The 17700-nt window shown below is 55.2% G+C and carries 16 protein-coding genes; 5 read left to right on the forward strand and 11 right to left on the reverse strand.

Translation table 11 applies throughout. The features are described from left to right. Nucleotide 1: 1 nt before the first annotated feature. From RBB44_RS10735 to RBB44_RS10755, 5 genes are all read right to left on the reverse strand, one after another. Nucleotides 2–664 (reverse strand): aspartate/glutamate racemase family protein, encoded by a 663-nt coding sequence (locus tag RBB44_RS10735; RefSeq protein WP_306147380.1) that lies wholly within the window; start codon nt 662–664, stop codon nt 2–4. Between the two features lie 13 nt (nt 665–677). After that, on the reverse strand, nt 678–1517 hold the full coding sequence (locus RBB44_RS10740) for an ABC transporter permease (RefSeq protein WP_306147381.1): 840 nt from the start codon (nt 1515–1517) through the stop codon (nt 678–680). A gap of 3 nt (nt 1518–1520) precedes the next feature. Next, nucleotides 1521–2456, reverse strand: a complete 936-nt coding sequence (locus tag RBB44_RS10745) for an ABC transporter permease (RefSeq protein ID WP_306147382.1) — start codon at nt 2454–2456, stop codon at nt 1521–1523. A 69-nt stretch (nt 2457–2525) separates the two neighbouring features. Further along, nucleotides 2526–3818, reverse strand: coding sequence for a PotD/PotF family extracellular solute-binding protein (locus tag RBB44_RS10750; RefSeq protein ID WP_306147383.1), 1293 nt, complete (start codon nt 3816–3818; stop codon nt 2526–2528). Between the two features lie 68 nt (nt 3819–3886). Beyond that, nucleotides 3887–4879: an ABC transporter ATP-binding protein gene (locus RBB44_RS10755; RefSeq protein ID WP_306147384.1), complete on the reverse strand. Its 993-nt coding sequence runs from the start codon at nt 4877–4879 to the stop codon at nt 3887–3889. Nucleotides 4880–5129: 250 nt separating this feature from the next. Between RBB44_RS10755 and RBB44_RS10760 the strand changes: the two genes are divergently transcribed. Further along, the gene (locus RBB44_RS10760) at nt 5130–5867 is read left to right on the forward strand and encodes a GntR family transcriptional regulator (protein WP_306147385.1); all 738 of its coding nucleotides are present in this window, start codon (nt 5130–5132) and stop codon (nt 5865–5867) included. Nucleotides 5868–6240: 373 nt separating this feature from the next. Here the strand turns inward: RBB44_RS10760 and RBB44_RS10765 are convergent, their stop codons facing one another. The 5 genes from RBB44_RS10765 to RBB44_RS10785 form a co-directional block, all read right to left on the reverse strand. Continuing rightward, a complete protein-coding gene (locus RBB44_RS10765; protein ID WP_306147386.1) occupies nt 6241–7437 on the reverse strand; it encodes a hydantoinase/carbamoylase family amidase in 1197 nt (398 codons plus the stop codon). A gap of 201 nt (nt 7438–7638) precedes the next feature. Next, on the reverse strand, nt 7639–7815 hold the full coding sequence (locus RBB44_RS10770; RefSeq protein WP_306147387.1) for a hypothetical protein: 177 nt from the start codon (nt 7813–7815) through the stop codon (nt 7639–7641). A 104-nt stretch (nt 7816–7919) separates the two neighbouring features. Continuing rightward, nucleotides 7920–9875, reverse strand: a complete 1956-nt coding sequence (locus RBB44_RS10775; RefSeq protein WP_306147388.1) for a tripartite tricarboxylate transporter permease — start codon at nt 9873–9875, stop codon at nt 7920–7922. Between the two features lie 75 nt (nt 9876–9950). Then, a complete protein-coding gene (locus RBB44_RS10780; RefSeq protein ID WP_306147389.1) occupies nt 9951–10901 on the reverse strand; it encodes a tripartite tricarboxylate transporter substrate binding protein in 951 nt (316 codons plus the stop codon). Nucleotides 10902–11008: 107 nt separating this feature from the next. Continuing rightward, complete coding sequence (locus tag RBB44_RS10785) at nt 11009–11920, reverse strand: hydroxyacid dehydrogenase (RefSeq protein ID WP_306147867.1); 912 nt, start codon at nt 11918–11920, stop codon at nt 11009–11011. A gap of 148 nt (nt 11921–12068) precedes the next feature. Between RBB44_RS10785 and RBB44_RS10790 the strand changes: the two genes are divergently transcribed. Continuing rightward, nucleotides 12069–13232, forward strand: a complete 1164-nt coding sequence (locus RBB44_RS10790; RefSeq protein WP_306147390.1) for a mandelate racemase/muconate lactonizing enzyme family protein — start codon at nt 12069–12071, stop codon at nt 13230–13232. An 86-nt stretch (nt 13233–13318) separates the two neighbouring features. Continuing rightward, nucleotides 13319–14317 (forward strand): aldo/keto reductase, encoded by a 999-nt coding sequence (locus tag RBB44_RS10795; RefSeq protein WP_306147391.1) that lies wholly within the window; start codon nt 13319–13321, stop codon nt 14315–14317. Between the two features lie 209 nt (nt 14318–14526). Here RBB44_RS10795 and RBB44_RS10800 read toward each other — a convergent pair whose 3' ends face one another. After that, nucleotides 14527–15462: a LysR family transcriptional regulator gene (locus tag RBB44_RS10800; RefSeq protein WP_306147392.1), complete on the reverse strand. Its 936-nt coding sequence runs from the start codon at nt 15460–15462 to the stop codon at nt 14527–14529. 107 nt (nt 15463–15569) lie between these two features. Here RBB44_RS10800 and RBB44_RS10805 point away from each other — a divergent pair, with 107 nt between their 5' ends. Further along, complete coding sequence (locus RBB44_RS10805) at nt 15570–16613, forward strand: D-cysteine desulfhydrase (RefSeq protein WP_306147393.1); 1044 nt, start codon at nt 15570–15572, stop codon at nt 16611–16613. Nucleotides 16614–16682: 69 nt separating this feature from the next. Beyond that, nucleotides 16683–17648 carry a glycine betaine ABC transporter substrate-binding protein gene (locus RBB44_RS10810; protein ID WP_133953293.1) on the forward strand — a complete coding sequence of 322 codons (966 nt, stop codon included), beginning with the start codon at nt 16683–16685 and terminating at the stop codon, nt 17646–17648. Nucleotides 17649–17700: the final 52 nt, after the last annotated feature.

Genomic DNA, 17700 nt, shown 5'->3' on the forward strand with positions numbered 1-17700 from the left:
CTTACCGAACGATAATCTCCGACAGCTTCACCGCAGACGCCACACCGTCGATGACCGGAACTCTGAAGCGCTTCGACAGATCTTTGGCAAGGTCAGCCATTCCGGCGCACCCCAGTGCGATAGCGCCGATATCATCTTCTTCCAGTGCGGTCTCTATCTCGCGTTCTATCCGATGACGGGCATCACTAAGTGGATCCTCCAGTGCCAGAACGGGCACTTCTGAGGCCCGGACCTTTGTACATCGATTGGCAAGGCCAAGGCGGCGGAGGTTATCCTCCAGAACGGGAACAGAAACGGAAAGAGTTGTCACAACGGAGAATTTCAGCGCGGTGATGGAGGCCAGGTGATAGGCAGCCTCACCGATCCCAATCACCGGTACCGGTGATCGTTTTTTCAACTCAAACAAACCGGTGTCGTCAAAACAGGCGATCACAACGGCAGTAATCTTCGGATTGGCTTGCAGTGTCCGGTCAAAGAGATCAAACAGTCCTGGCAATGCAGCAGCGCCATCATCTGGCCCCTGGATGACCTTTGGGCCGTCCGCAGGGTTGACAGCCGTAACTCTGGTTGCCGGGGAAGCTACCTGACGGGCGGCCACGGCAATCTTTTCCGTCATCGAAACCGTCGTGTTCGGATTGATGACGAGTATGTGGTGATGTGTCATCGGGTCACTGCCACTAGACCATGCCTTTACCGGCATCCGATCCGTGCCTGGATCGCCGCCGGTTGATCAGCAACACGACTGTCAAAAAGATCCCGATGATCCCGAAGGAGAACAGCGTTGTCAGCGTTCCCAGCGCGAAGATGACCGGCGTCGTGACGTTCGTCGTCATGCCATAGATTTCAAGGGGCAGCGTGTTGTAGCTGCCCGCGGTGAGAAGCGTGCGGGCAAATTCGTCGTAGGACAGGGTGAAACCAAAAAGCGCCACGCCAATGAGCATAGGGGCTATGATCGGCAACACCACGTAGCGGATGGTCTGCCAGGCAGACGCACCTTGATCCCGCGCAGCTTCCTCATAGGATTTGTCGAAGCGGTTGAAGACCGCAAACATGATGAGCAGCCCGAACGGCAGGGTCCAAGTGAGTTGAGATCCATATCCGGAGGTCGACCAATGCACAGCCAACCCGGCTTGGGAGAAAATCAGACCTACGCCAAGGGAGATCAGAACGGATGGGATCACCAGGGACGTGATGATCAGATAAAAGAGAACGCTTGAGCCAGCAAAGCGTTTGCGGAATGCCAATCCGCCCATCACCGAGACAATCACCGTCGTCACCATCACCATCAGCCCAAGCGTGATGGACCGGAAGAAGCTGCCCCAGATGTCTCCAACAGCCTGCTGTTCAAACAGATCGCGGAACCAATAGATCGACACGCCGCGCATCGGAAATGTCAGTCCACCGCCCGGACCTTGAAAACTCAGAATGCCGATGGTGAGCGTTGGACCATAAAGAAACACCAGGAACAGCGCAAAGAACGTGGCGAGTACATAAAAGGATCGGCTGCGTTTTTCCATGGATCACAGCTCCTTTCGAATATCGACAAAGCGCAGCAGGATCGAAATCACCAAAAGCACCGTAATCAGAAGAATCACAGCGGTTGCGGCGGCTGACGGATACTGCAAAAGCGCGATGTCATTGGAAATCAGACGGCCGACATTAGCCTTCTGGCTGCCGGACATGAATCGGACTGTGATGAAGTCTCCCATCACAAGCGTGATCACGAAAATGGACCCGATCATGATGCCGGGTTTGGTGAGTGGAATAATGACGTTCGTAAGGGTCTGATAACCCGATGCGCCGGTATCCCGCGCCGCTTCGATCAGGGATATGTCGATCCGCATCATGGTGTTGAAGATCGGCACAACCATGAACAGCGTGTACAGGTGCACGAAGGCCAGGATCACCGAGAAATCTGAAAAAAGCAGCCATTCCAATGGCTCATCGATGACGCCCATGGACATCAAGGTGGAATTGGCAATCCCGTTCCGCCCCAGAAAGGGGATCCAGGAAATCATGCGGATGATGTTGGACGTCCAAAACGGGATAGTGCAAAGCAGAAACAACACGATCTGCCAAGTTAGTGAACGCACATGGAATGCCAGGAAGTAGGAAACGGTGAAGCCGATTACCAAAGTGAAAAACCAGGTAATCAAGGCATATTTAAGGGTGTTCCAGAACACTTGATAGGTGACCGGCGATGTCAGCAGGAACTCGTAATTGTCAAACTGGAACGCCGGATAGATCGAAAACTCGGTCGCCCCCCAAAAGCTGACGACAACAATCATGCAAATCGGAAGCACCAGGAAAAAAAACAAAACGACTGTGAGCGGTAGGGACAGCAGCCAACCAGTTAGATTGTTCGGCAAACGACTCCACTGAAACGACGGCCTCGCCTGTTTGCCCGCGGCTGCCGCTGTCCGGGAATGTAGAAATAGATGGCTTTGGTCCGTCATGGAGCCTTTGTCCGTTAAACATCACAGGAAGTGCCCGGGGAACCCCGGACACCGATTTTGGAAACAGGCTTAGGACGCGATGAACTCGTTCCACTTGCGGACCATGTACTGGTTCTCGTCCATGACCGCGTTCCAGCAGGCAACAGCCCCCATGCGGTCGTAGAACGACCCGCCATCGCGAACAGCGCCGGCCTTTTCCATGACCGTTCCAAACGGGTTCGTGATGTCGCCTTCGGCAGCCTTCCCTTCAAACCAGAAGCCCCACTCGTCTTCGGACATGAACTTCTTAGACGTTTCCGGAACTGCAGAGTAATAGCCTTGGCGCATGAGGAAGCCGCCGACCCAGCCATCGAGATACCAATTGATGTATTCGTAGGCTGCATCAAGCTCGAGACCGCTAAGGCTCTTGGACAGACCGATGCCGCCGCCCCAGCTGCGGTAGCCTTCTTCAAGCGGCTGATAGACACACGGGATACCCTGTGAGCGAACAGCCGTGATGGCCGGAGACCACATGGACTGGATGACGACTTCACCGGACGCCATGAGGTTGACGCTTTCGTCGAATGTCTTCCAGAAGGCCCGGAACTGGCCATTTTTCTTGGCTTCGGTGAAGATACCAAGGGTCAGATCGATCTCTTCCTTGGTCATGTTGCCCTTGTCCGGGTATTTGTATTCCCCCATGGACTCCACAACCATTGCCATGTCCATGATGCCGATCGACGAGATATCGAGGATCGATGCCTTGCCTTTGAATTCCGGATTAAGCAGCTCAGACCAGTTGGAGATCGGCCGACCGATCAGATCAGGACGAATGCCCAGGGTATCGGCGTTGTAGATGGTCGGGATCAACGTCATCCAGCCGCTTTCGTTGTCGACGAACGTTTTGCCGTCAACACCTTCCACAAAACCGACCGTATGCGGCGCTGTGCCTTGCGCGATCGTGCTTTCCGGCGTCAGTTTCCCGTTTCGGAAAATACCGACGATTTTGTCATAGTTTTTGATTTTCGACGTATCCATCGCCTGGAGGTTGCCGGTCGGCCAGACCTTTTTGCAGATCCAGTATTCAATGTCGGCGATGTCGAAGCTGTCCGGCTGTGTGGCCGCGCGCTGGGTGACGGCATCACTGTCCAGCGCCGTCATTTCCAGAGTAAAACCGAGGTCTTCCTTAACTTTTGCAGCAACCTCGTTGAGGTTGGAAACGCCGGTTCCGAACTGGCGGAGCGTAACGTCCTTGATGTTCTGCGCCCAAATGGTTGGAAACCCGGTGATCGCTCCAGAGCCAAGCGCCGCGCCGGTTGCGGCCGCGCCCCCTTTGAGAATGCTCCGCCGGCTGATACCTTTTTTGTCCAGTCTGTCTGTCATGGTCCTACTCCTGTTACCCCTCTTGGAGTCGTGTTGGCCCTTTGCAAGAAGGGCGTGATCGGCAACCGTCAGGCGGCCAATTGGTGGACATCTTCCGGCTTCCATTTGAGGAAGACGGTTGTCCCGATTTCGATAGGGTCTTGAAAGAACGTTTCTTCGCTGAGAGCGGCCGTCAAATCTCCGGCGCCGTCTGCGTCGAGCGCCAAATTGACGGTTGATCCGAGATACTCGACATCCACCACGCTGGCTGTGAGGTGATCAGCTTCTTGCGGGGCCGATTTGAGGACCTGTAATCTGTCCACCCTTAAGGCGACGCGTGCATTCTGGTGCCGAAGCACGTTATGGCCACCGATAAACCTGGCGACAAATTCAGTGGTCGGCGTATTGAAGACAGCTCGTGGACTGCCTGCCTGTTCAATCCTGCCGTTGTTCATGACGATAATGTCATCGGCAAGCGCAAGGGCCTCGTCCTGACTGTGAGTGACATGAATGAAGGAAATTCCGAGCTCACGCTGCAGCCGTTTCAGCTCAAGCCGCATCTTGATCCTCAAAAACGGATCAAGCGCTGACAATGGCTCATCGAGCAGAAGAACCGAGGGTTCGGTGATGAGGGCCCGGGCAAGAGCAACCCGCTGCTGCTGACCGCCGGATAACTGAGCCGGCAGGCGCGCTGCATAATCGGCCATATCGACCAGCTCCAGCAACTGGAAGGCCTTCTTGTTGCGCTCTGCCAGACCTACGCCGCGCATCTTTTGGGAAAATCCGACATTGTCGAGGACCGACAAATGCGGGAAAAGCGCATAGTTCTGAAACATCATAGCCGTGCCCCGTTTTGCCGGAGGCAGGTCGGTGACATTCGTACCACCAAAGATGATATCGCCGGCTGAGACGCCTTCATGGCCAGCGATCATGCGCAACGTTGAAGACTTTCCGCATCCAGAGGGGCCAAGCAGGCACGAGTAGGACCCCGCGGAAAACTTGTGATCGATGGCATCAACCGCAATCGTGGCACCATAGGCCTTGGTGACAGCGGCCAGTTCCAGCTCCAGGGATTGTGCCATTTGCGAGGATCTCCTTCACACATTGCGATTGGAGACCTGTCCACGCAAACGGCGTGCCAAGGATGGATATCAGCGGATTTCTGCGGTTTCTGTCATACTTTGACCGCGAGGGGATAAAACGGCATCAAAAATGTGCACAATTATCAGTCAAATAAAATACATTATGATTAAATATTGTATACAGTCTGCGATTGCTGTGTCCGACCTGAACAGGTAAGGTCAACCAAATGCCGCACCGGGCAACACAAACATGACGATTTCTGTGACCGCTTCCGATACATCCCAAACGACCTTGCATGAGGTATTTGCGCTGCCCCCGGGGCGGACACTGGAAATTTGCCTCAACATTCAGGCTGCGATTTTGGAGCACAAGCTGGCTCCTGGCGTAAAACTATCTGAAGATGAGGTCGGCGAAATCTACGGGGCAAGCCGCACTGTCGTCAGGGCGGCCCTGCAAGCCCTGGCGCATTCCGGTCTGATCAGCATGATCAAGAACCGAGGCGCTTACGTTGCTAAACCGACCATACGGGAAGCCCACGAAGTGTTTCAGGCCAGGGCCCTGATTGAGCCTGCAGTTGCGCGCCTTGCCGCCGATGCAATTACGGAAACACAGCTGGCAGATCTGAAAGCACATCTGGACGCGGAACACGCAGCCATCCACGCCGCAGATATGGGTCGTGCGCTGATGCTGTCGGGTTCGTTTCATACGGCAATCGCAGAAATCGCCGATCATCGGATATTCACTGGCATGGTTCGGTCACTGATTTCCCGATCGTCACTTATCATTGCGCTTTATTGGAAGAGGTCAGACACCGCCTGTGAAAGCCATTCACATCATGCCCTCTTGGACGCATTTGAAAAACGGGACGGGGCCGAGGCCGAACAGGTCCAGAAAAGTCACATCATCGATTTGCACTCTGGTCTAGACCTGCGCGGAGAACAGGTCTTGAACCGATCCTTGCGCGACGCACTCGGTCCGCGCAGTTAGGGAGATGCTGGAGGACCGGTTCGTATATGGAACGCATATGAACGCCAGAGTACTGGCAGAGCGAGGTGAGCAGTCGAAGGAAACACGCGAAGCATATCGCAACCTCCCGCTTCTGGGAGTTCCAAACCTTGTAATAATTACCTTGTGTTATTTTTGAGCGTACAAGATCGGGAGCGTGTTATGAGGACACCCCTATCTCTGGCTTGAGCAGTCGACAGACAACGGGCAAGGTTTTCGAACGCTCAAGACACAGAATACTATGGTCCGTGACATAGATGCTTAGACCGCCTGCCGACAATATCGATGATTGACGGGTACACTTTACTCGAAAAGACGATATCCGTGGACTGAATTCGATTATTTGATGACTGTTTCAGCTTAGTCGGCTGATGGCATCCGCCAGAACCCGAAGACCGATGATCAGGTCTTCCTCATTGGTGTCTTCGGCAAAATCGTGGCTGATCCCTCCGATCGACGGGACAAACAACATGGCCGCCGGCATCATGCTGGCCATGTTCGAGGCATCGTGTAAGGCGCCGGACGGCATCTCGCGCCATTTGCCAGAGGCCCGCGCCTCAGCTCCGGCACAAAGGGCCGCTCGTAAGGTCGAATCCATAGGTACCGGCTGCAGTGCCTTGATGGGCACTACGTCCGGCGTCATCCCATATTCTTCAGCGACTGCAGATACAAGATCCCGAATGAGGGCTTCCATACGGGCAAGCCGATCGTCATCAACATCGCGCCATTGCACGTCGAACGTGACTTCGCCTGGCACGATGGAGGGCGCGTTGGGCCGCAAGTGTACCCGTCCAATCGTCCAGACTGTGCGAGGCGTTACAATGTTTCGAAGACGGTCGTTGAGAGCGTTGTTGAACGCCGACAGAGCTTGGAACGCATCCTTCCGCTGGTGCATGAGTGTTGTTCCGGCGTGGTTTTGCTGACCGGTCAAAGTCACTTGCAGCTGCCGGGATCCGACGATGTCCGTGACAACACCAATCGCCTCCCCTGCCTCGTCCAGCGTGCTGCCCTGTTCGATATGCAATTCGATGAACCCAGAGAAGTGCGTGTGCGGTACGACACCCCTGGTAAGCCCCGCGATGGCAGACCGTGCCTCGCGGAAGGAAGTTCCGTTTACGTCCGTGAAGGTGTCAGCTTCGGCCAGCGGTGTCTTGCCTGAATAAATGCTGGAACCTGTCAGAGCCCCGAAGCGCCCTTCCTCGTCCTGAAAATTCACGACAGAAACGGAAGGACCGCCTGTTTCTTTTGCCGCCCGCGCGACCTCCAAAGCGGCAATGACTCCCAAGGCCCCATCCAGCCAACCGCCTTCAGGTTGGGTATCGCTGTGAGACCCCAGAAGAATGGATGGTTCTTCAGCCAGACCAAAAACGTTGCCCGCCGGGTCCACATGCGGTGCAAGACCGGCCGCCGCCAACTGGTCGAACAGCCACGTCCGGGCCGAAACATCTGGATCCGAAAAAGCCGGGCGCACCACGCCCTTGCCCACACCACTCGCGCCGAAGGATCGTAAGGTGTGAAGATCTTGCAAAAACCTATCTGGCTGAACCTGCATGCTGACCTTTCCAAACTCATAAAAAACGAAAGCCTGAGACTTTCCGCATTTCAACAACCTTTGTCGATGCTGCAACCCAATTGCGCGTCGTTCAAGGCATTTCATTTATGAGTTTGCCGGAAGGCCACAACGTCAAACGGATCCTGGCTTCTATTTTCCAACTGGTCCATTCAGCTGCGCCGGCTGGTGCTCCCCTAAAGGCTACGAACAAAAGCTCTCGTTCGCCATAGCAGGGTCGAAACGCACAGCAACCGCCGCAAAGGCGATCACAAGGTGGCGATATCTGGTCTTCGCATAGTCCGCATAATAAAAGTATTGTCCGGTATACGCGCCAAATCGGTTCTTCGCGTTGCCGAGCCGCAGGTTTTTTCCAGCCATAACGCCCTCGAGTTCATTCACCACGTCGAACATAAACACGGCGGATTAGAGATCGACGAGCATTTCAGCCCTTTTTGTCCTTACACCCTGCTCGAATGCAGGACCTATGGCAAACGTACGGACAGAACTTCGCTGAAAAGCAGCGTGCAGGCGACAATGACAGCGGCCACGCTCACGAGCAGGATTGCCCAGTTTTTCAATGAAAACCGGTCATGCTGAGCAACAACGGTCAATACGAGGCCTAGGAGAACCGCTGTTGCGCCAAACCCGAGAAGCGGAAACAAAAAAACGGCGCCCAACATTGCCAAGGGCAGCGCTGTCATGCGGACCCATGATCCTTCCACCGCAAACTCGGTCACATGCCTGGTCACGAACAACCTCAAAAGGGCCAGGCCGACAATGACAGCCATTGCCATGGCAATCGTCCTGGGAAAGACGGCAGCTTCAGGGTTCAGACTGGCCGATTGCTGCAGAGCCAGCAGCGCAATACCACCGGCAATCAGCAGCCCAAGCAAATCCCGGAGGACAGCGGGTTTAGGCGCGCATTCGCGTTCATCTGCCGGCGTCACGGTGCTTTTGGAAACGAGTTGTTTCAAACGCGGCAGGAACGGATAGAAGAAGGTCAGAAGTGTCAGTGCAATGATGGCCATTGACAGCGGCCGCCCAAAGAATTGTCCCCAAAGATTTCCAATCGCGTCGCCGATCGTCCAGCTTTGGACAAAGCCCTGCTCTGCAATCCGGCCGAGGATCAACCCAAGAACGATGGGCGAGACGGAAAACCCGCGCTTGCCGGCAACCCAGCCGACAATGCCGAGCACAATCATGATTGCGATATCGGACAAGCTGTTGCGGATCGCGAACGTGCCAATCACCGTCATGAAGGCGACGATTGGAACGAGTGCGGCTTTCGGGGCCCGCACGATGGCACCGTAAGCGAAACGGCCGATCATCAGTCCGACGGGCAACATCAAGACCGTTGCAAGCAAAAGGCCAAAGATAAAGGTATAAACGATATTGGCACCGTCAGCGAAAAGGCTTGGCCCCGTCCGCACACCTTGAACCAGCAGCGCCCCCAAGATGACCGCGTCCGGCGGGGTTCCAGGGATGCCCAGGACCAGGGTTGGAATAAAGCCACCGCCAACCGTTGCGTTGTTGGCCGATTCCGTCGCGACGATCCCGCCCGGGTTGCCCTCGCCATAAGGCGGTTTGCCCTTGTTGGTGCGCCGTGCCTCTGAATACGCAACGAGGCCCGCGATCGAGCCACCTGCCCCTGGAAGCGCTCCAACCATCGTGCCAATGACCGAGCTGCGCATCACATTGATTTTGTTCTTCAAAAGGAGGCCGAATGCTTCTGGCAAACGGAAGCCACGTGTTTGCTCCGGCGCCTTGAGGTGCCGGTCCGGCGTCGCAACCAAATCGATGAGCACCGGAATGCAGTATAGACCAATTAGGGCCGATACTGTCTCAACTCCGCCCAGCAGCACATTTGACCCAAATGTGAAACGAACCTCAGCACTCGTTTCAGAGATCCCGATCATGGCGAGCAACAGCCCGAAGCAGGCTCCAATCACACCTTTCAGAAAATCCCCTGTCGACAACGCTGCAATCAGCGACAGACCAAAGACTGCCAGCCAGAAATACTCCACAGGACCGAATGCCAAGGCGGCTTCTGCCAATGGCGGCGCCAAGAACAAGAGCGCCAAAGCGCCGACGAGCCCGCCGATCACCGACGAGATACATGCGACTGATACGGCGAGATCACCATCGCCCCGTTTGGCCATTGGATAGCCGTCGAAGGTGGTCGCAATTGCCGACGGTGTTCCGGGCGTGTTCAACAAGATGGCGGCATAAGCGCCGCCATAGATCGCCCCGGTGTAAATCGCCCCCATGAGAATGAGAGCGCTGTCCGCCGACATCGTGAATGTCAGCGGCACAAGCACGGCGACTGCCATGGTTGCAGTCAATCCTGGAATGGAACCAATGATCGTTCCCGCAGCCACACCCAACAGGGCAAGCAGCAGGTTCAGCGGTGACAAAGCACCGATGATAAACTCGAGCATGAATTCCTCCCGGGAGAGACGCGGAACGTCACAGGTGTGAGGATGAAGGCGCAAACAGCGCCTTCATCAGTATTATCAATCGATAATGCCAGCCGAACGTGCCGCGTTCAGATACCCTTCGGCCTTATCGGAAATGAAGGCGTCCATATCAGCCCCGTAGCCAACGTCCACGAGCGCAAAGCCGCCATCAAGCATCTGTTTTTGGAAATCCGGATCTGCGTTGATGGCCTTGATTGCATCAGACACCTGCATCCGGACCTCTTCAGAAGCAGAGTTCGGCACGGCTATACCGCGGTAGGCACCGGACACCATATCGTAGCCCAGCTCGCGAAAGGTCGGGACATCAGGAAACGCCGGGTGGCGGTCTTCCATTGCAACAGCCAGAAGGCGGACCTTGTCTCCCTGCGCAGCGCCAACGGTGGTGTAACCCCAAGCCGCCTTTACCTGCTTGCCAAGAAGAGCCGTTACAGACGCGCCCGTTCCTTTAAAGGAGACATATGTGCTCTCCATTCCTGCCATCTCATCAAACTGGACTTGTGCCAGATGGTTGGCAGTCCCTTTTCCTGAGCCGGAAAAAATGACCTGCTTAGGGTTGGCCTTGGCATCATCGATGAGGTCCTGAAGCGTCATGTACGGGCTGTCCGCCGTAACCACGATGGCATCCGGCGTGTAGTGGAACATGTAAACTGCAGCCAGGTCCTCTGTTTGAAACCCGACATCACCTTGTTTTGGCTTGATAATGATATGGGGAAGGTTGATCCCCATAATGACGGATCCGTCGCCAGCCATGTTGTTCAGTTGCGACCAGCCAACGGCGCCACCCCCACCTGGCTGGTAATTGACAACCATTTGTTCGCCGTAGAGCTTCTCAAAGAAGGGCTGCTGGAAACGCGCGGTTATGTCGGATTCTCCACCCGGGCCAAACGGAATGATGTAATCGACACTTCCGCTCGGAAATTCTTCCGCAGATGCAGCGCCGGCAAACACCGCCAGTGTCGCCGCCAATAAGGCAGACTTAAGTTTCATGCTTATTTCCTCCCTGTTGAAATGCATGTATTTTTGATCTTTTTTTTGATCTTAGGCATTCAACATCGCTCTCGTCACGTGTTTTTACGTAAGGGAGCCGGAAAAAATCATGTTCCTTCTTCGGTCAAAGCTTTCAATACATTTTCTACAGTCACCTGACTGACACGTACATTCGCCTGCCTCGTTACACCGGCAATATGCGGTGTCAGAATAAGATTTGGACAGTCCTTGAAGCCGGCGGCTGCGGCACCGTCGAGGGGCTCCTGTGCAAATACATCTATTGCGGCCCCAGCCAACCGCCCCGCCTTCAGTGCGGTGGCAAGCGCGTGTTCGTCTACAATTTCACCGCGCGCCGTGTTGATGAGCAACGCACTGGATTTCATCTTTGAGAGCTCGCTCGCACCAATCAGCCCATCCGTGGCAGGGGTCAACGGAACGTGCAAGGACACGACGTCTGCTCTTGCGAGAAGGTTCTCAAGATCGCAGGATTGGACGTGGGTCCACGCAGGGTCCGTATCGGCGAGGTAAGGATCGAAGGCGATGATGTTCATGCTAAATGCACGCCCAACCTGAGCGACTGCCTGAGCAATTTCACCAAACCCAACGAGGCCGAGCGTCAGCCCCTGGACTTCGCCGCCCGCACCAAGTGCAGTGCGAGGCCAATTCCCATCCAGCATTTGCTGATTTGAGGTGAAGGCACCGCGCCGCAAAAACAGCATAGCCCCAAAAACATACTCCACGACCGATTGCGTGTTGGCACCGGTCGCGGGTCTGACACTGACACCCCTTTTGGTGCACTCCTCAAGGTCGATATTCTCCAGCCCCACGCCCAGCCGACCAATCACACGCAAATTTGGCGCGGCATCCAGGAGGCGAGCGCTGACCTGCGTCCGGTTCCGCACGATCAAGGCGTCGGCATCAGCAAGTTTCTGAAACAGCCTTTCTTCATCATCAACCAACGACGGATCATAGAACACTTGGAATGCAGGCCCGAATTTCTGAAGGGCGGCTTCATCCATGAACTCTGAAACAACAACTTTTTTTTCCAATTGCGCTTCCCTCCTCATCCCCCGCGTTGGCGACCGACCCATATAAACCGGTACATCAAAGGCGACCAAGGCCAGACCGGCCAGGCCACCCGCGTATTCAAGGACAGGGAGATCTCAATTGCGCATCGTCGATATCCGAGAAGTGACCAAGCCAATCTCTTCGCCGATCAGAAATGCTTACATTGATTTCAGCAAAATGACCGCGAGCCTTGTGGCCGTCATCACAGATGTCGAACGGAATGGCAGGCGCGTCGTCGGATACGGTTTCAATTCAAATGGCCGCTATGGACAGGGCGGACTGATCCGCGAGCGTTTCCGCAACCGCATTCTCGAGGCCGAGCCAAAACAACTCCTCAACCAAGACGGCACCAACTTCGATCCTCATGCCATCTGGGCAACGATGATGCAAAATGAAAAGCCTGGAGGCCATGGAGAACGATCTGTTGCTGTCGGCACGATCGACATGGCGGTTTGGGACGCGGTTGCGAAGATCGAGGAAAAGCCGCTTTTCCGCTTGCTTGCAAACCAAAAAGGGCGTCAAGCCGATCCAAAGGTCTTCGTTTATGCAGCGGGTGGATACTACTACCCCGGAAAGGATGATGCTGCGTTGCGCGCGGAAATGCGCAGCTACGTTGATCGGGGTTACACCGTTGTAAAAATGAAGATCGGCGGTGCATCGATTGAAGAAGACCAACGCCGGATCGAATCCGTACTCAATGAGATTGAAGGCGATGCCCAACTCGCCGTTGACGCGAATGGCCGGTTCGATCTGGAAACGGCGATTGCCTACGCCAAGATGCTGCGGCGCTATCCGTTGTTTTGGTATGAGGAGATCGGTGATCCACTGGACTACCAGCTTCAGGCGGCAATGACCGAGTTTTACCCGGCACCGATGGCAACCGGAGAGAACCTGTTCTCCCACCAGGATGCTCGCAACTTGTTGCGGTATGGCGGCATGCGCCCCGACCGTGACTGGCTGCAATTCGATTGCGCATTGTCCTATGGCCTCGTGGAGTATCTCCGCACGCTCGACGTATTGCGGGAGCACGGCTGGTCACCAGCGCGATGCATCCCCCATGGCGGACATCAGATGTCGCTGAACATCGCGGCAGGGCTGGGTCTTGGCGGCAACGAAAGTTACCCGGATCTCTTTCAACCCTACGGCGGATTTCCAGACGGAGTTGATGTGATTGATGGACATATCATCATGCCTGAACTGCCCGGCATCGGATTTGAGGGCAAGTCAGATCTGATTACGGTTATGCGGGATCTCGCTGAATGAGCCCATTACCAAGATCCAGATCTTTGATCTTTCAAGACAAGCGCTTAAAAAGGCCAAGTCGGGGTTTCGAGTGGGGATAGGGCAAAGTGGAAAAACGGAAACTGGGGGCCAATGGGCCGGAAATAGGCGCAATCGGTTTTGGAGCCATGTCGTTCTCCGACATGTACGGACCAACGAATGAAAGAGAAAGCCATGCCATTCTCGACGCCTGCCGTGACCTTGGTGTAACTCACCTGGACACCGCAAATGTCTACGGCATGGGGAAATCGGAAACGGCGATTGGCACTTATCTGAAAGCCAATCCCGGCACGCGGGACGAATTTGTTATCGCAACTAAAGCCAGCATCACCCGCGATCCAGATGGGAACCGGAGTTTCGACAATTCGGCAGAGCACCTGGAAAGTGAACTGGACAAGTCTCTAAAGCGGCTCGGTCTGGAGTACGTGGACCTGTTCTACGCCCATCGCCGTGATCCACGCTTCAGCCCGGAAGAAACGGCTATCAATCTTGGCCGGCTGGTAGAAAAGGGCAAAGCCCGCGCAATCGGCTTGTCGGAAGTGGCACCATCGACCCTGCGGCGCGCCATGAAAGCCTTTCCAATTGCCGCCGTGCAATCGGAGTATTCCCTTTCAACCCGGTTTCCAGACCTCGGACTGGTTCAAACCTGCGCTGAACTCGGGGTGGCCATGGTTGCCTTTTCTCCGGTTGGCCGCTCGCTGTTGACGGACAACCCGATCCCAAGCGACCGCATTCCAGATCTGCCATTTCTCGCCGGAAACCCGCGTTTTATGGAGCCAAACCTTTCAGAAAATCTCAGGATCTTGGAGGATTTTCAGAACCTCGCAGCTGAGATGGGCACAACAGCGGCGGGTCTAGCCAATGCTTGGCTTTTGACACGCGGAGCGCATGTGATCCCGATCCCGGGCACACGATCAGTAGATCACTTGAAGGAATGCGTATCCGGGGCATCCCTCGTCCTCTCCGCAGCTGATCTGGACCGTATCGAAACCGTTCTCCCAGTTGGATGGGCCCACGGCGATCGCTATTCAGATGCCCAATGGATCGGGCCAGAACGATATTGTTGAAGAAGGACAGCTTCGGCAAATGCCTGAGGATCTGATGGAGATCAGAGTTACATAGGCATGGCAGTCGGAGCTTGACGCCGTCGGCAAAACAACAAGCTTAGAGTGCTGTTCTGTAGGTACCCTTCTTCGGATACTGTGAGACATGGGAAGCTCTAAGAAGCCGCTGCCTTCCAGGTTCTGTAGACATAAGAAGTAGCGGCAACCGGCCACTACATAATCGGATGTCGCGTCTCCAAAAAAGACCATATTGAGCGGGTCAGTCGATTGGTGTGCTTGTCATTCCGGAACAACGTGATTTCCAATGGAACAGACCATTCAGGCCGCCCAGTCTGCACCAGTGCTCCGGACCGGATATCCTGTGCGACAAGGGTTTCAGGCAACCAGGCGACCCCCATCCCGTCGCGCGCGCGGATCCTTAATGCACCTGCCATGGCGTTTTCATAAACGACCCGCAAACGGTCCTGGAATTTTTCTTGCCGGAACAAAGACCCAAGGTGTTGGCCGATTGGCGCCTCGTCACCAAAGCGTAGAAACGGCAATTCTAAAAGGCCTGAATTCAGATCGAAGAGCGGGGCACCGTCAGGCGTCGGTTTCGACACTGGGATCAACGTGTCCTGACCGATTTTCAGAGTCTCAAGCGGCAGTGCGTTGCTGCGTGCCATTCGGCGGCCAGTGTCACAATAGCGGACGTGCGCACTCTCATAAGCGATTACAAAATCGACATCGCCATTTTGCAGATCCCGCAGGCAGTTTGGCAAATCGTCCGCCCGAAGGCGTGACATGATAGGACCATAAGTTTCCTCAAAACTCTGCAGCCAAGTGGGATAAAACCGCCATCCGATGGAATGCTGGGCGCCGAAAGTCACAACATACTTGTCGGGTAAGGACTGGGCCTCAAGCAACTGGCTCCGTTCGTGCTCGACCCGGTCCAGCGCCTGTGTGCCCGCTTCCAGCATCTGCAACCCGGCCGGTGTTAATCGCACGGGCTGACGGGATCTATCGACCAATGTCACGCCGACCCAGGCTTCAAGCGAACGAATGCGTCGGCTGAATGCTGACTGACTCAGATTGCACAGTTGTGCGGCCTGGGAGAAGTTACCGGTCTGGCTCAGGCGAAGAAGGTCCCGGAAAAGATAGAGATCCATACCGGGACCATGCAAAAATTGCATAATGTAATGCAACCATAAAATTGGACGACCACTTTTTATTGCCTCATTCTTGATCGTGAGGAAAAACTAAGCAGGTCGAGCCAATGTCCGTTGCCACAATAAATTTCAAGACCAAGCCACGTATTGATTTTGAGCAGTTTCCACGCATCAGCCTATGCCACCAACCAACGCCGATTGAGGAAATGCCACGCCTGACGGCTCATCTGAATGGACCCAAACTGTTCATCAAACGAGATGATTGCACCGGACTTGCAACAGGGGGCAACAAAACCCGCAAGCTCGAGTTCTTGATGGGAGATGCTCTCCGTGTAGACGCCGATTTGGTCGTTACTCAAGGTGCCGTCCAATCCAATCATGTCCGCCAAACCGCTGCCGCTGCGTGCCGATTGGGCCTGGATTGCCACGTTCTTTTGGAGCGCCGTGTCCCAGACCGGGATCCCGCCTACGAGGAGACAGGGAATGTCTTTCTCGACAAGCTGTTTGGCGTCACCTACGAGTTTCGCCCTGATGGCCTTGACATGAACGCGGAAGCGGAGGCCGTCACGGAGCGTCTGCGTGCGGAAGGCCGACGGCCTTACTTCATCCCCGGAGGAGGATCGAATGCAATCGGCGCTCTGGGTTATGCCAGCTGCGCTCAGGAAATCGCGGACCAGTGCGCAGAAACGGGTCACTCCTTTCAGTGGCTGGTCATGGGCACGGGAAGCTCGGGCACGCAAGCCGGCCTGGTCGCAGGATTTCACGTTCTGGGATACGACCTCCCCGTTATGGGTGTCAGTGTTCGCCAGCCACACGAGCGGCAAGTCACTGCCGTGCATGCCACAACGGAAAAAACACTCGAAAAACTGGGCGGCACCTCCATCGAAAAAGAGAAAATCCTCGTCGACGATGGGTACGTCGGAGAAGGCTACGGCCTGCCAGCAGAAACCACCCTTGAGGCCATTCACCTGACCGCACGTCAGGAAGGGATCCTTCTGGACCCGGTCTATTCGGCCAAGGGCATGGCCGGCCTAATCGGCCTCATCAGGCAGGGCTTCTTCTCATCTGATGACAATGTCCTTTTTTTGCACACAGGCGGCTCGACATCCCTGTTCGCCTATGAAGATCAGATACTTGGGAGCATGGGATAACCGGAAAAACCGGAGCCCGATGAACAAAAAGCCGCAAAGTACCGGCACCTTTCACCAGAGGAGTTGAACATGAACACGAGTTTAAAAAGCATCACGTTGGCCACGGCAATCAGCGTCATGACGCTGCCCGCATTTGCGGCCGAGGAAGTAAAGATTGGTGTCCCGAGCTGGACCGGAGCTCAAGCGATAGCGCACCTTTTGGGCGCTGTGGTGGAGATGCGGATTGGCGGTAAGGCTGAAATGGTCCCAGGCAACAATGCGACCATTTTCCAGGCTATGGACCAGGGCAAGGGAGACATTGACGTTCACCCGGATGTCTGGCTGCCAAATCAGGAGAGCTTTACCAAGAAATATGTCGATGAAGCGGGAACGGTGACCCTTTCTTCAAACCCTTACGAAGGCAATCAGGGCTTCTGCGTTTCCAAGGATTTTGGTGAGGCCAACAACATCACGGATATTGCCGACCTTGGCCGCCCAGACGTTGCAGCAATGATGGACAGTGATGGCAACGGCAAGGGAGAAATGTGGATCGGCGCGCCCGGCTGGGCTTCTGCGAATGTGAATGAAGTCAAGGTGCGCGACTATGGCCTGATGGATTTCATCGAGCCAATCCGAGCAGAAGAGAGCGTTAAGACTGCACGGGTCAAGGACTCCATTGCAAAGGGCGAAGGCTATGCTTTCTATTGCTATAAGCCACACGCCATCTGGTACATGTTTGACGTCAAGATGCTGACAGAGCCGGCTTACGACCCGGCGAAATATGTCATGGTTCAACCCTCCGATGACGCGGACTGGTTCAGCAAGTCAAATGTGGCCACCAAAGATGCCTTGAAGAAGGTCCAAATAGCCTGGTCGAATTCCCTGGCGGACAGATCCCCGGCGATAGCCGAGTTTTTTGCCAACTTTTCGTTGAATGCCGACGATGTCAGCAATTTCGCATATGAGATCAGCGGCAAGGGCCGCGAGCCCGCAGAAGTAGCGAAGGAATGGGTCGAGGCAAACCCGGACCGGGTTGATGAATGGCTGGGTCTTTGAACCGCCAAGCTTGATATTCATGGTGCCGGCTCAGCCGGCACCATCAGCTTTC

It is taken from the genome of Roseibium sp. MMSF_3247 (genome assembly GCF_030733765.1).
Classification (GTDB): Bacteria; Pseudomonadota; Alphaproteobacteria; order Rhizobiales; family Stappiaceae; genus Roseibium.